We start from the raw sequence: 14,804 nt of genomic DNA, 5'->3' as shown, positions 1-14,804 counted from the left end.
GCGCAGTCGATCCGGCCCGGATGATCGCGCCCGGCGCGATCGGGATTGCGCCAAGCATCGCACGAGAAACGCCCCCTGGCGGCAAGATGACGGAATTCTCATGTTTCTCGCATGTTTGCGCTGCAACAGGCATCTAGCATGGTGGCCAAGCTACTCGATGCCTCTTTCACTCATGCGTCTCGACCCCCTGGCCATCCTCGCCGTCGCCCTGCTGCTTCCCAATCCCGCCGGCGCGCAGGCGAACGACACGGCACCGCCGCTGTCGCTGGGCGAGGCATTGCGCATCGCCAACGCGAACAGCCCGCTGCTGACCAGCGCCCGCGCATCGGCCAATGCCGCCGCCGGTGCCCAGTTGCAGGCCGGCATGCGCCCCAATCCCGACTTGTCGTTCCTGCAGGAAAGCTTCAAGCGCTATGACCGCACCAGCACCGCGATGATCAGCCAGCGCATCGAGACGGCCGGCAAGCGCGGCTATCGCGTCGATGTCGCCGCCTACGGCCGCGAGGCCTCGCTGGCGGCGATGGACGCCCAGTCCGCCGCCGTGCGCGGCAGCGTCATCCAGGCATTCTACGGACTCCTGTCCGCCCAGCGCACGCTCGCCGTCAGCCAGGAATCGGCCGCGATCGCCGAGCGCTCCACCGAACTGGTCGCCAAGCGCGTCAGTGCCGGCAAGGTATCGCCGGTCGAGGAGACCAAGGCGCGCGTCGCGCTGGTGGCCAACCAGATCGCGCTCACGCGCGCCGCGGCGGACCTGAGCGCCGCGCGCGCCCGGCTTGCCGGCGCGCTGGGCGGCGGCTGGCCGGGCGGCAGCGCCAGCGAGGACGGCTTCGAAAGCCTGCCGGAGATATCCGCGCTGCCGGCGCTCGACGCCCGCCTGGAGGACGCGCCGCTCACGCGCGAGGCGATGGCCCGGGTCAGGCAATCGAATGCCCGCATCTCGCTGGAGCGCGCGCGGCGCATCCCCGACCTCACGATCAGCGCCGGCTACAAGCGCGTGACGACGGGCGGCATTGCCGACAATCAGGCGGTGGTCGGCATCTCGATCCCGCTGCCGATCTTCGACACCAATCGCGGCGCCATCGACGAAGCCACCCACTCGTCGGAACAGGCCAGCGCCGATCTCGACGGCACGCGCCTGGCGCAGCGGCAGGCGCTGGCGCAACGCTACGCGGACTATCGCAGCTCGGCGCTGGAGGCCGAGCGCCTGAAGCGCGACGTGCTGCCGGCGGCCCGCTCGGCGCTGGAGGCCATGTCGCGCGGTTATGCGCTCGGCAAGTTCCAGTTCCTGGACGTGCTGGACGCGCAACGCACGCTGTTCGACAACCAGACCCGCTACATTCGCGCGCTGACCGACGCGCATCTCGCCGATGCGGATCTCGGCCGCCTGCTCGGCACCCCGCTCGACGCCGCGGCCCCGACCGTCCAACCCTGAGGCCCCCCCTTATGCCGAGCCAACCGAAGCGCGTCGCCCTGGCGATCGCGCTGGCCTGCGGGCTTGCCGTCGCCGCAGCGCTTGCCTTCGCCGCGCTGCGCACCACCGCGAGCACGCCAGCCGATGCCGCCACGTCGGCGCCCGCCGCGGTACGCGGCGGCACCGTGCTGACCGACGGCGCCTACGCGCTGGAAATCGTACAGGGCGAGCGCGACGGCCAGGCCACGCTGGCCTTCTATCCCTCGCTGCGAGGCAAGCCGGTCAAGCCCGCCGGCAACACGCTCACGGCCACCATCGAGCGCTACGACGGCACGCGCGGCCCGCTGGCCCTGCTGCCCGGCGCGGACGGCTACCGCAGCGCCGCCGCGATCCCGAAACCGCATGTCTTCGAGGTGAAGCTCGACTGGCAGGCCGAAGGCGCGACGCGGACCTTCGACTATCGCCAGAGCCAGCACGCCGTGCCCCTGGACGACCAGCAGCTGGCCGAGGCGAGGATCGGCTTCGATCCGGCCGGGCCGGCGGCGATCGCTGATTCGTTCCAGCTTCCCGGCGAGATCCGCTTCAACGCCGATCACACCGCGCAGATCGTGCCGCGCGTGGCCGGCGTGGTGGAGAAGGTGGCCGTGTCGCTCGGCCAGCAGGTGAAACGCGGCGAGCTGCTCGCCGTGCTGGCCAGTCCGGAGCTGTCCGACCGGCGCAGCGAGCTGCTGACCGCGCAGCGCAGGCTGTTCGGCGCGCGCCAGGTGTACGAGCGCGAGCGCAGGCTGTGGCAGGAGCGCATCTCCGCGGAACAGGATTACCAGGCCGCCCAGGTGCAACTGCGCGAGGCGGAAATCGCCGTGCAGAACGCGCGGCAGAAGCTGTCCGCCATCGACGCGTCCGCCGGCGGCACGCTCAATCGCTACGAACTGCGCGCGCCGTTCGACGGCTCGATCGTCGAGAAGCGCGTCACGCCGGGCGAGGCCGTGGCGGCCGACACGAGCATCTTCGTGCTGTCCGACCTGTCGAGCGTGTGGGCCGAAATGGCCGTGCCCGCCCAGCGCCTCAAGGAGGTGTATGTCGGCAAGCAGGCCAGCGTCTCCGCGACGGCATTCGACTCGCAGGCGCGCGGACAGGTCGCCTATGTCGGCGCCCTGCTCGGCGCGCAGACCCGCACGGCACCCGCGCGCATCGTGCTGCCCAATCCGGGCGGCACCTGGCGGCCGGGCATGTTCGTCAACGTCACGGTCGATACCAGCGCGCACACCGTGCCGCTCGCGGTCAGGACCGACGCGCTGCAGACCGTCGACGGCGCGCCGGCGGTGTTCGTGGCATCGAAATGGGGGTTCGTCGCGCAACCCCTCAAGACCGGCATTCGCGATGCCCGGTTCACCGAGGTGCTGGACGGACTGAAGCCCGGCCAGCGATACGCGGCGAGCAACAGCTTCGTGCTGAAGTCGCAGCTGGAAAACAGCGCGGCCGACAGCGATTGATCCCACCCGTGCCCGCTCGCCGCTCAATCTGGACGCCTCCATGTTCGATCGCCTGATCCGCTCCTCCATTGCCCATCGCTGGCTCGTCCTGCTCGCGATCCTCGCGCTGGCCGCGCTCGGCATCTACAGCTACCAGCGGCTGCCGATCGATGCCGTGCCCGACATCACCAACGTGCAGGTGCAGATCAACACGCCCGCGCCGGGCTACTCGCCGCTCGAGGTCGAGCAGCGCGTCACCTATCCGCTGGAGACCGCGATGGCGGGCCTGCCGAACCTGGAGCAGACGCGCTCGACCTCGCGCTACGGCATCTCGCAGATCACGGTGATCTTCAAGGACGGCACCGACATCTACTTCGCGCGCCAGCTCGTCAACGAGCGCCTGCAGCAAGCCAGGGATCGGCTGCCCGAAGGCGTGGCGCCGATCATGGGGCCGACCTCGACCGGGCTTGGCGAGATCTACATGTGGACGGTCGAGGCCGATGCCGGCGCGCGCAAGCCCGACGGCGGCGCCTACACGCCGACCGACCTGCGCGAGCTGCAGGACTGGGTGATCCGCACGCAATTGCGCAACGTGCCGGGCGTGACCGAGGTGAACTCGATCGGCGGCTACGTGAAGGAGTATCAGATCGCGCCCGATCCGGCCAAGCTGATGTCCTACGGGCTGTCGCTGGCGGACGTGGTGCGCGCGGTGCAGTCGAACAACGACAACGTCGGCGCGGGCTACATCGAGAAGCGCGGCGAGCAGTACCTGGTGCGCGTGCCGGGACAGGCGCGCTCGCTCGACGACCTGGCCAACATCGTGCTCGCCAACGCGGGCGGCGTACCGGTGCGCATGCAGGACATCGGCCAGGTGCAGATCGGCCGCGAGCTGCGCACCGGCGCGGCCACCGAGAACGGCCGCGAGGTGGTGCTGGGCACCGTCTTCATGCTGATCGGCGAGAACAGCCGCACGGTGGCCGAGGCGGTGGCCGCGAGGATGAAGGACGTCAACCGCTCGCTGCCGCCGGGCGTGCGCGCGGTGCCGGTCTACGATCGAACGGTGCTGGTCGAGAAGGCCATCGCGACGGTCAAGAAGAACCTGCTGGAAGGCGCGCTGTTCGTCATCGCGATCCTGTTCCTGTTCCTCGGCAACCTGCGCGCGGCCCTGATCACCGCGCTGGTGATCCCGCTGGCGATGCTGATGACCTTCACCGGCATGGTGAACCTGAAGGTCAGCGCCAACCTGATGAGCCTGGGCGCGCTCGATTTCGGCATCATCATCGACGGCGCGGTGGTGATCGTCGAGAACTGCGTGCGGCGCCTGGCGCATGCGCAGGCGGCGGCGGGCCGCCCGCTCACGCGCGAGGAGCGCCATGCCGAGGTCTACCAGGCGTCCCAGGAAGCGCGGCGCGCGCTGATCTTCGGGCAGGTGATCATCATGGTGGTGTATTTGCCGATCCTGGCGCTCTCGGGCGTGGAGGGCAAGATGTTCCATCCGATGGCGATCACGGTGGTGCTCGCGCTCGCCGCGGCGATGGTCCTCACCGTCACCTTCATCCCCGCCGCGGTGGCGCTGTTCATCGGCAAGAAGGTCGAGGAGAAGGAGAACCGCCTGATGTCGTGGGCACGCTCGCTCTACGCGGTGCTGCTCGACCGCTGCCTGCGCCGCCCCGGCCCCGTGCTGGCTGGCGCCACGCTGGCGGTGGCGGCCACCCTGCTGATCGCCACCCGGCTCGGCAGCGAATTCATCCCCAGCCTCGACGAGGGCGATTTCTCGATCTCCGCGCTGCGTATCCCAGGCACCAGCCTCACGCAGTCGCTCGAGATGCAACGGCAGATCGAGGCCACGCTCAAGGCGCGCGTCCCCGAGATCGAGCGCGTGTTCGCGCGCACCGGCACGGCCGAGGTGGCCACCGACCTGATGCCGCCGAACCAGTCCGATGCGTATATCATGCTGAGGCCAGCCAGGGACTGGCCCGAGCCGGCCAAGCCGCGCGAGCAGTTGCGCGACGAGATCGAGGCGGTGCTCGCCGCGATACCGGGCAGCGTCTACGAGTTCTCGCAGCCGATCCAGTTGCGCTTCAACGAACTGATCTCCGGCGTGCGCAGCGACGTGGCGGTCAAGCTGTTCGGCGACGACATGGGCACGCTCGAAGGCACGGCCAGGCGGATCGCCGAGGCGTTGCAGCAGGTGCCGGGCGCGATCGAGGTCAAGGTCGAGCAGACCGCCGGCCTGCCCGTGCTGAGCATCGACCCCGACCGCGAGAAGCTGGCCCGCTACGGCATCAATATCGCCGACGTGCAGGCCCCGGTGGCCGCGGCGCTCGGCGGGAAGACCGCCAGCACGCTGTTCCAGGGCGATCGCCGCTTCGATATCGTGGTGCGCCTGCCCGAGACGCTGCGCTCGGACATCGACGCGATCCGGCGCCTGCCGATCGCGCTGCCCGTCACGGCGGCTCCAGGCGCCCTCGCCCCCGCTGCCGCGGCAACGCCTTCGCCGGTTGCCAGCGGCGCGAGCCCGGCGGGCGCCGCCTTCGTGCCACTTTCCGAGCTGGCGAACATCGAGCTGGCGCCGGGACCCAACCAGATCAGCCGCGAGGACGGCAAGCGCCGCATCGTGGTCAGCGCGAACGTGCGCGGGCGCGACGTCGGTTCCTTCGTCGCCGATGCGCAGGCGAAACTGCAGGCCGAGGTCGCCATCCCGCCCGGCTACTGGCTCACCTGGGGCGGCCAGTTCGAGCAGTTGCGGAGCGCGACGGCACGCCTGAAGCTGGTCGTGCCGCTGGCGCTGCTGCTGGTGTTCGTGCTGCTGTTCATGATGTTCAACAATGCCAGGGACGGCCTGATGGTGTTCACCGGCATCCCGTTCGCGCTGTCGGGCGGCATCCTGTTCCTGTGGCTGCGCGGCATTCCACTGTCGATCTCGGCGGCGGTGGGCTTCATCGCGCTGTCCGGCGTGGCGGTGCTCAACGGGCTGGTGATGATCTCCTTCATCCGCAACCTGCGCGAGGCCGGTAGCCCGCTGGCCGAGGCGGTGCGCGAGGGCGCGCTGACCCGGCTGCGCCCGGTGCTGATGACGGCGCTGGTCGCCTCGCTCGGCTTCGTGCCGATGGCGATCGCCACCGGCACCGGCGCGGAGGTCCAGCGCCCGCTGGCGACCGTAGTGATCGGCGGCATCCTGTCCTCGACGATGCTGACCCTGCTGGTGCTGCCGGTGCTGTACCGGCTCGTCTATAGCGGGGGCAAACAAGGTAAGTGCTTATGCTCTGAAGAGTATAAGCACTTTTAGGGAAACGCTGATTAATAGGCCAACGCGCGAGCTTGTCGGCGATGCTGACGCGCAAATTCCGGATGCCGAAGTGAAGCGCAGCGAATTCGGAGAAGTTTGCCCCCGGAAAGCGCCTCATTTGTAGAAGTTCAGACTTGATCTGACAGCAAGGCCTTGCCAAGAGGTGGGGTTACCCGTTTTGATAGAGGTGCGAATCTTCATCAAAACAGCGCGCAAGCGCCAAGGAGTAACCCCGTGAGTAGTCTCAACCAAAACGTCATCCGCCACAAGATCGGTCTGCTGAATCTGGCTACCGAGCTCGGCAACATGTCGAAAGCCTGCAGGGTGATGGGCTGTCGCGCGATACGTTCTACCGCTATCAGAATGCCGTGACCGAGGGCGGCGTCGATGCCATGTTTGACAGCAATCGGCGCAAACCGAATCCCAAGAATCGCGTCGAAGAGTCAACGGAAATCGCCGTTCTGGCCTATGCCGTCGAGCAGCCGGCCCACGGACAGGTTCGGGTCAGCAACGAATTACGCCGGCGCGGTATTTTCGTATCTCCATCCGGCGTTCGCTCGATCTGGCTACGTCACGAGTTGTCGTCCTTCAAGCTGAGGCTCGTGGCGCTGGAGAAGCAGGTCGCTGAAAAAGGCATCGTGCTGAGCGACGATCAGGTGGCCGCGCTGGAAAGAAAGCAGGACGACGATCTAGCCCATGGCGAAATCGAAACGGCTCATCCCGGCTATCTGGGCTCGCAGGACACGTTCTACGTGGGCACGATCAAGGGCGTAGGCCGGATTTACCAGCAGACCTCTGTCGACACCTACAGCAAAGTGGCCATGGCCAAGCTGTACACCACCAAGACGCCGATCACGGCGGATGATCTGCTCAATGACCGGGTGCTGCCGTTCTTCGAGGAGCACGGCATGGGTGTGGTCCGCATGCTGACCGATCGAGGTACGGAATATTGCGGCAAACCGGAATCGCACGATTATCAACTGTACCTGGCGCTGAACGACATCGAGCACACCAAAACCAAGGCGCGACATCCGCAGACGAACGGCATCTGCGATGCGGTTCCACAAAACCATTCTGCAGGAGTTTTATCAGGTCGCGTTCCGCCGCAAACTGTATCTGTCGCTGGAGGAACTACAGGCCGATCTCGACACTTGGCTGGCGTATTACAACGGCGAGCGAACCCATCAGGGTAAGATGTGCTGCGGTCGCACGCCTCTGCAGACGCTCATCGCGGGCGAGGAGGTGTGGAAGGAGAAAGTGAGCCACCTGAATCTGATCTGACAGTCACGCACCGTCGGAACGGGAAACTGTCAGATCGGGGCGCGACTTCTACATCTATGCCGAATGTACTCAGCTCGTCAGCGAATACGATCCGCAGCCGCCGTTCGACGCCGGCTCAATGAATACCGCACCCGAAAACGTCAAGTCCGCCATGATCGAACTGCTGGCCGGTTTCACGAAGCAGGCCGAAACACTCGCAACAAAGCAAACATATCGTACACCGAACGCCTGAGCGCGCGCCCTCTCGATCACGACCAACTGACATGCATATCAAGACTGCCATCACCAGCGCAACCGTGGCCGCCCTCTGGGACTGCTGGGCAGTCGACATAGATGGTCGTGGCTTCGGCGAGCCTCGCAACAACTTTTAAGATAGATCGGGTCTATCACGAGCGACTTTCTGCATATCGCGAAGCGCCGCGCAAAGATCCCTTAATTTTTCAAGTCCGATTTGGCGCTCGATTGCCTGATACTGACACTCGATACGAGGTTGTACTCTGGCTATCAAGCTTTGACTACGCGCTGTCAGCTGAATTTTTGCGCCTCGCACACCCGAATCCAACCGCTTTCGCGTGATCAAGCCATCACGTTCAAGCCGTTCGAGTATGCGCGTCAGGCTGGGCTGCAAAATACAGCATAGCTTCGCGATTTTCACCGCCTCGAGCCCCTGCCCCGCCGTGCTCTCAAGCAACCAAAGAATGCGCCACTGCTGTTCGGTGAGCGAGTACTCATTGAGGATGGGTCGGATGGGGGCAAGCAGTACCTCACGCATTTCTTGGAGACGAATGATCAAGGCGTGAATATCGTTCATGCGGCCAATGTTCCATCGCTTGGTCTTCTCCGTCAAGCGACCAGCTCGACGATCTCGTCAACATCGGCAGTGGCTGTTCTATAACGACTGCCGCACCCCAGTCTCACACCTGCACCCATGAGCGCGACGCGCGCCAGGGACGCAGATCGGTCGCTTCAGCCTGTCTGGCGAGCGCCAGGGCTTCCGCCTTCAGGTCGTAGAGTCGCCATCCTTTGCTTTCCTGACTGTCTGATCCAACGGCGCCTCTCTTCGCCAATCTGTCGCGTCGACCTTAGATTATTTCCAGTTTCAACTCAATCAGACACCGCTCGACTATTTCAAGTTTCGCGCGCTGAGGCGCGCGTGATACTTCGCGCTCTCCTGGCGCATGCGCTGCTGCTCGGCGTTCACATAGATCGTGGTGGTCTGCAGCGAGCCATGCCCCAGCACCTGCTGCAGGACCTCGATCGCCATGCCGGCCGCGGCCGACTGCGTCCCGAACGTGTGCCGAAACGCATGCGGTGAGGTGGCCGCCAACTGCCGGCGAGCCGACTCCTCGAGATCCGGCAGCTGCTCGAGCAGGCGCCCGAGGGCACGCGCCACCACCCGACGTGCCGCGCGCGGCGTGTAGCCCGCCACCCGCGTCACCTGGCCCGTGTCGGTCACCCCGAACTTCTCCCGGCCCGCCGGCGTGGGCGGCACCACGGTCGGCGCCACCAGCGGCACGCCGTCGGCAGTGGCACCGGGGGCGTCGAGATCCAAGCCGCGGTCCCGCCAGTGCTCACGTAGCGCTTCCACTGTGTCCTCGGTCAGCGGCACGACGCGCTCCTTGTTGCCCTTGCCGACCAGGCGCAGCATCCACGTCGCGGGAATCTCGTCCTCGGCCGGCCACCACTGCAGCCCGCCCCGCTCCGCCGTCACGGCCTCCTCGATGCGCAAGCCCGCGTCGCCCATCAGCAGCACCAGGGCCCGGGCCACGCGCCAGTCCGGCCCTTGCGGACCGAACCCTTCGGCGCGGTCGGCGAGCTCCGCGCGCACCCGGCTCCACACGTCGATCGGCAGCGCGCGCTGCACCTGCAGCTTGGTCGCGCGCTTGACCGGCTTCGGGTCGGTCACGGCCACCCACGGGTTGCCGGCCAGGTAGCGCACCTTCACGAGCCAGTCGAACGCCGCCCGCAGGGTCCGCACCGCGTAGCGCTGGCTGTCGAGCGACAGCGGCGTCAGCGCGAACGGGCGCCAGCGGCCCGAGGCGCGCGAGGCCGGCGGCCCGCGGAACGCCTCCGACGGACTGGTCAGGAACGCCTTGTAGGCCTCGCAATCGTCGACCAGGATCGAAGACATCGGCCGGCCGCGCTCCAGCACGCACCACAGCACGAAGCGCTCGAGCTCGCGCCAGTACGCGCGCTGGGTGGCCGCCTGCCCGTCGTAACGGTGCAGGTAGGCGAACACGGCGTCCAGGTCGTGCGCGGCCGAGATGTAGGGAAACGCCGGCGCGCGATTCACGCCCCGGGCGCCGGCCAGCTCGTGCGGCACCACCAAGCGGTGGATCGGCACCAGCTGATCCCGGCGCAGCGCGACGCGGGTTTCGGGCGCGGCCAACAGCGGATCGACGCCGTCGACGTCGGCGTCCACCGTCTGGCCGATCGTCTCGGCGTGCCGGCGCAGCCAGGCCACCACCGTCCGAGCCCGACCGACGCCGATGCGCGGCACCGAGCGCCACCAGGCGCCGCCGCGGCGGTTGCAGTACGCGACGAGTTCGCCCACCGTGCGCACCTCCACCTCGGCCAGCCGCTGCGCGATCAAGGGCCGGAACCAGCGTGCGACGGCGTGGGCCGCCGCCGGCGCGGCCTTGGCCCAGTTGCCGGCGGCCAGCTCGATCATCTGCAGCGACACGGGGGTCAACCGCGGCTCGCCGTACTTGCGGATCGAGGCCTGCAGGTGCTCGACCAGGACGGACGACCCCTCGCGCAGCGCGATCGACACCAGGTCGTCGCGCATGGTGCGCAACAGGCGCTCGACGTCCAGCACCTCGTGCTCCTCCGGGTCGAAGTAGAGCCGCGCGATGGTCGCGACGGGCAGCCCTTTCACGCGCGCGCGCAGCGCCGTGAATTCGGTGCGGGAATAGGTTCGGGGCGGCGGCAGTTCAAGTTGCTGCGGGCGGTTGGCCATGGGTATCGGTGCCAGCGGTGGACGAATCGGACCGAGCACCGCTCGGCATTGAATAGGGGTGAGCGCGGAGGGTGTCCCACCAGGGCGTGGACTCGAGGGCGGTGAGCCAGTCGAGACACGCTCTGCCGTCGTCGGTCAAGGTGGCGAGCGCCTCCGGGACCGGACAGTGGGGGGAACGCGCGGACACCGGTTGCTGGGACAGCCGAACAGGTTGGCGCACCCAGGCGACGAAGCCCCATCGCACCAGGGTATCGACTCTCGCGTCATGCCGGTGGCGCACCACCTGGCGCCGGCCAATGTGGCGAAGCGCGGCCAGCACCGCCGCATGAGTGGGCATGCTGGGGGGCGTTAAGGGATCGGTGTTCATATGATGGGGATGTCCCCCTCTCCTCGCGTTGTACTGGCCCAGGCCGTCTTCACTGTCCGGTTGCCCTGGCCGGCGCGGTCATCGCGCGGCTCGAGCTTGTCGCGCGGCCGCGTGGCGGGCAGCACCGACGCCGGCGACGCCGGGCGTACCTCGGACAGGCCGTCGTCGAGCGACCGCGCAAGCTCGCGGATCGCGTTGACGAACGTGGCGGCGTCGGGCCCATCACGATGGGCGAGCTGCGCCAGATCCAACAACGCCGCGTAGCGCGCCACGCATTCAGGGGGGAGATCCGCGGAAGGGGCTGGCCGCGACCACGTTGCGCACCCGCTGATCAGCAGCAAGAGCGCCACCAGGAGGTGCCGCTTGAACCGACACAGGATCGCCGCGACGGCACGCAGTCCGACGGAGCGTGTGCGGTTCCGACGCTCGCCGAGCGGCGCGGCGCTCATCGCGGCACCCCCAGCATGGCGCACAACCGGGCTTCGTCGTACTGATACGACAAGGCCGCGGGGTCGTGCTCGGCAAGCAGCGCGTCAACGAGTCGGCGCCAGAGATCGAACGCACCGCACGCACGCGCCCAGGCCAGTTCGGCCTCGTCGGCGTCGAGGTGGGCGGCCGCGTCGAGCTGCCGGCACACTTCATTGAGGACGTGCGTGGTGATCTGGGCATAGCTGAGGCTGATGGGCACGAAGGTTCCTCGTTTACTACGATGACGGCGTGCGCTCAGGCGGGCTGGACGTGTCGCCAAAGCGCGCGTCGAGCCGGGCCTGGTCGGCTTCGAACTCGGCCGTGGACAACGGGTCGGCCGGATCGGTCAGATCCTGCATGAGGCGATTCCAAAGCACGAAGGCGCCGTTGGCCAAGTCTAAGTACATCTGCCTGCGACGGGGATTCGAACTGCGTTCGGCGTTGGCCAGATATTCGCGGATGCACGACTCGGTGCGATCCGTCAGGTGGCGCGCCGTCATCATCTGGCGGTGCGGCATCACAACGCTCCTGTCAAGACAACACATCAGGTACGACACGGGCAGATGGCCCAAATTCGGTCGGGTGGCGCCGCCCTACCAGTCCGCCCCATGGAAGGCGGTCCACTCGCCGCGACAGCCCGGGTCGCGTTTGTGCGGCACGTTGGCCAGGGCGAGCTCCAAGCGACTCAGCTGGCCGGCGTCGAGCGCGGCGTGCAGGACGTGCGGCGCGCGGGCGAGCCGCGCGAACACGATCACGGCCTGGTCGAAGGGGGCGCGCAGGGTGTCGGCCGCGCGCAGTTGGATGCCGGTGTACATGGTGGTCCTCGCTGCCCTCGTGGGGCGTTGGTGGGTCGGGGTCGACGCGCGACGTGGGCGGCCAGGCCGCCCTGCTCCATCGCCTTGCTGGCTGCTGGGCGCCGTGGGCGCCGGCCGGCCCAGCTCCGTCCAAAGTGAGGGTTAACCCTATATTCAGTGAGGTGTAATTCGATCCTGGGCCATTCTAGACTATTAAACGCAAGTCCGCTAATGGTGCTTAGCGGACTTGATGACGCGCCAGAAAAACCCGGCCAAGGCCGGGCTGGCTAGGCGATCAAGCGGCAGGCTCACCGCGGATCGACAAACTCCACGGGCGGCCACTGCCCCGCTCGCGGCGCGCCAGCTGCCGCCAACGCCATGTCGGCGGGATTCCACCGCCGTTCAAACGCGATCCCCACGCGGGCGTCCGCTAGCACCACCCACAGCTCCATCCCTTGTGGACCTGGCCGGAGGACAGCCCGAAATAAGATCGCCGCTTCGCTCAAGCCCTGCGGATCCCTCCGTGGCGTGAGACGAACCTGTACGGCGAGCTCCGGCTGGGCGGCCTCTAGGGCCGCTACCTCGGCCCGGACCCGCGCGAATTCCATCGCGGCATCGTATGACATAGCGTTTCCCTTGAATGGGTAGATCGCCGGTCGCCACCGCCGTCAGGCGGTCGGCTCGCCCCAGGAGGCTTGGTTGCGTGGCAGGGCACCGGCCGGGTCGTTCACGTCCAGGCGATCGCCCTCCCCCAACTGGTCCACGAACAGCACCAGGTTCGTGCCGCCCGCAGCCTGCGTCGGGCGAAACAGGATGCCCTTGGCGCCAGCGGCGATCGCCTCGTCGCCCAGCACCCAGCTGGGCGGCTCGATCCGCGCGTTGAACCAGTCGCGGCGCCAGTCGCAGAAGAAGGATTCCCACAAAGGCGGCCAGAGATCCGCGCGAAAGCCGCTGGTGAAATCGACCACGGGCGTTGCGGTGACCCGATAGCTGACCAGCGTGCCAGGCGGCAGCAAGGGCGACAGCTGCTGGTACTCGGCCACCGCGGTGGCCACCTCGAGCGCCAGATACAGCGCTGATGTGCCGATCCGGTTCGCCCGGCCGCCGGCCCGGGCGGCACCCGCGCCACTGGTGGGCGCCACGGCCCACTTGGGCACGTGCATGCGATAGGCGGTGATGTCCTGCAGCGGCGTGAGGATCATCCGGCGGCGCCCGCCTCGAGCGACGCCACATAGCGCACCACGTCATCGGCGCGGCCGGCCGAGACCAGGGTTTCGGCCGTCTGGTAGTCAAACACGGCCAGCGGCTCGTTGCGATACCAGAACAGCGCGCGCTGGACGTCGCCCGACAGATCCGTCGCGGCGCGGATCACGCGGATCGCCTCGCGCAGGAACTGCTGGACGCTGGCCGACTGCGGCGCGCGGGCGACGGTGTTGCGGTGGACGTGAGCCTGGTCGGCGAGCGTCTGCAGGTCGATGTTGAGGGCCGCCACGTAGCGACGGGCCGACAGCACTGGCGCAGCCATGTCCGGCTCGCGCAACGCACTCAGGAATGCATCAAAGCTTGCCGGGGCCGGGCCGTCGGCTGGCGCGGCGGGTGCTCGGGTGGCTGCGAGGGTGCTCATGATGTCGCGCTCCTTTTATGCACAAATCACGAACATTTATAGCACAGAAAACGCCCCAACGTACCACACCTGGTAAGGATAGTTTTCACCTGTGCGATTTCGTCTCCCTGCCCCGCCCCCTTCGCCGCCGACGCCGCCTGGTCGTCCCTGCCCCGCCGGCCCGGCCAAGAGATCGGCCCGCCAGCTGCACCGCCGCGAACGCCACAAACAGGCCGCCGCTCGAGGCAACCAGGACGATCGCCAGCAGCGCGCCGGCGGGATGGGTCCGGCGGTTAGGATGAGGTGGTCCAGCGCGTGGATCACGAGCAGGAGGTCGTGCATGGGGCCCTGTCTATGGCGCCGACTGGGCGGCAACAGGCATAGTGTTCTCCGGCGAGCGCCGGGAATCCTCCTGCGGGTTCTTCGTGGCGGTGCTCGAGCGAGCGCTGCGGCACCCCATCTCCGCTGCCGACCGACCACGCCGACGAAGAAAAAACCCGGCCAAGGCCGGACGTCGTGTTCCCTGTTGGACGGCATGACCGCGCGACGACGCCTGCCACCGACGTCCGGAAGGGACCGCGCGGCGAGCCCGCCTTCCTCGCCGGCCCCAAAAAAGGGCCACGCAAGGTGGCCCACCGAAGCATCGTCTCAACATGCGATCGCCCGCCATGAGGGCGATCCGCCCCCGCAGGATAAAGAGAATCGCCTGACACGGTCAGCACGGGACAAATACCGCTGGATAGGGTCAGCCCGTCCCCTCGTCGTCTACCTACGCCGTCTCCCTGCCACGCCGATACGCGCTGGCGACGTCATCTTGGGGCAGTCGATTCGGCCGCACGTCGGGCGCCGTCTTCCGCCGATCATGGACCGTGGTGTCGTCGTCCGCCAGGCCAATCTGACCGCCCAAAATGCGACGCACACCGCCCTTTCCCAGCGGCAGTCTGTCATTCACGAGACTGCAAAAAAATGGGCCACCGAAGTGGCCCAACAACATCTCAGCTTGCCTGCCTGTCCGTCAGAGAGAGGCAGCTTCCAGTGTAGACCCGGCCCCCGCTCCGCGATGTCAACAATTGCAAAGTGATCGACCGGCGACAGTCTCTATCGCGGACAAAAAAATCCCGGACGGGTACCGGGATTGAACTTCACGCGACGAGAGAGGT

Annotated in this window: 10 protein-coding genes and 2 pseudogenes; 4 read left to right on the top strand and 8 right to left on the bottom strand. The window is 67.4% G+C overall.

Annotation, left to right across the window (positions count from 1 at the left end; genetic code table 11):
- Positions 1-172 precede the first annotated feature (172 nt).
- The 4 genes and pseudogenes from QZM72_RS23090 (at position 173) to QZM72_RS23075 (ending at position 7,453) form a co-directional block, all read left to right on the top strand.
- Positions 173-1,432, top strand: coding sequence for a TolC family protein (locus QZM72_RS23090; RefSeq protein WP_301739324.1), 1,260 nt, complete (start codon positions 173-175; stop codon positions 1,430-1,432).
- Positions 1,433-1,443: 11 nt separating this feature from the next.
- Positions 1,444-2,904 carry an efflux RND transporter periplasmic adaptor subunit gene (locus tag QZM72_RS23085; RefSeq protein ID WP_301739323.1) on the top strand — a complete coding sequence of 487 codons (1,461 nt, stop codon included), beginning with the start codon at positions 1,444-1,446 and terminating at the stop codon, positions 2,902-2,904.
- Between the two features lie 40 nt (positions 2,905-2,944).
- A pseudogene (locus QZM72_RS23080) lies at positions 2,945-6,183 on the top strand (efflux RND transporter permease subunit).
- A gap of 295 nt (positions 6,184-6,478) precedes the next feature.
- Positions 6,479-7,453: pseudogene (locus QZM72_RS23075) on the top strand (IS481 family transposase).
- Between the two features lie 367 nt (positions 7,454-7,820).
- Here QZM72_RS23075 and QZM72_RS23070 read toward each other — a convergent pair.
- The 8 genes from QZM72_RS23070 to QZM72_RS23035 all read right to left on the bottom strand — a co-directional run bounded on the left by QZM72_RS23070 (position 7,821) and on the right by QZM72_RS23035 (position 13,665).
- On the bottom strand, positions 7,821-8,264 hold the full coding sequence (locus tag QZM72_RS23070) for a MarR family transcriptional regulator (RefSeq protein WP_301739321.1): 444 nt from the start codon (positions 8,262-8,264) through the stop codon (positions 7,821-7,823).
- A gap of 312 nt (positions 8,265-8,576) precedes the next feature.
- The gene (locus tag QZM72_RS23065; protein ID WP_301739320.1) at positions 8,577-10,412 is read right to left on the bottom strand and encodes a site-specific integrase; all 1,836 of its coding nucleotides are present in this window, start codon (positions 10,410-10,412) and stop codon (positions 8,577-8,579) included.
- A 363-nt stretch (positions 10,413-10,775) separates the two neighbouring features.
- On the bottom strand, positions 10,776-11,228 hold the full coding sequence (locus QZM72_RS23060) for a hypothetical protein (protein WP_301739319.1): 453 nt from the start codon (positions 11,226-11,228) through the stop codon (positions 10,776-10,778).
- A complete protein-coding gene (locus QZM72_RS23055; protein WP_301739318.1) occupies positions 11,225-11,467 on the bottom strand; it encodes a hypothetical protein in 243 nt (80 codons plus the stop codon). The genes QZM72_RS23060 and QZM72_RS23055 overlap by 4 nt, the downstream gene beginning before the upstream one ends.
- A 16-nt stretch (positions 11,468-11,483) precedes the next feature.
- Complete coding sequence (locus tag QZM72_RS23050) at positions 11,484-11,765, bottom strand: hypothetical protein (RefSeq protein WP_301739317.1); 282 nt, start codon at positions 11,763-11,765, stop codon at positions 11,484-11,486.
- Between the two features lie 75 nt (positions 11,766-11,840).
- The gene (locus QZM72_RS23045; protein ID WP_186098605.1) at positions 11,841-12,062 is read right to left on the bottom strand and encodes a hypothetical protein; all 222 of its coding nucleotides are present in this window, start codon (positions 12,060-12,062) and stop codon (positions 11,841-11,843) included.
- 647 nt (positions 12,063-12,709) lie between these two features.
- Positions 12,710-13,243 (bottom strand): RES family NAD+ phosphorylase, encoded by a 534-nt coding sequence (locus tag QZM72_RS23040; RefSeq protein WP_301739316.1) that lies wholly within the window; start codon positions 13,241-13,243, stop codon positions 12,710-12,712.
- Positions 13,240-13,665, bottom strand: a complete 426-nt coding sequence (locus QZM72_RS23035; RefSeq protein ID WP_105829743.1) for a DUF2384 domain-containing protein — start codon at positions 13,663-13,665, stop codon at positions 13,240-13,242. The genes QZM72_RS23040 and QZM72_RS23035 overlap by 4 nt, the downstream gene beginning before the upstream one ends.
- Between the last annotated feature and the right edge of the window lie 1,139 nt (positions 13,666-14,804).

It is taken from the genome of Burkholderia sp. AU45388, assembly GCF_030481585.1.
Lineage (GTDB): Bacteria > Pseudomonadota > Gammaproteobacteria > Burkholderiales > Burkholderiaceae > Burkholderia > Burkholderia sola.
Note: the sequence above shows the minus strand (reverse complement) of the source record. Positions and strands in the feature narration are given on the sequence as shown.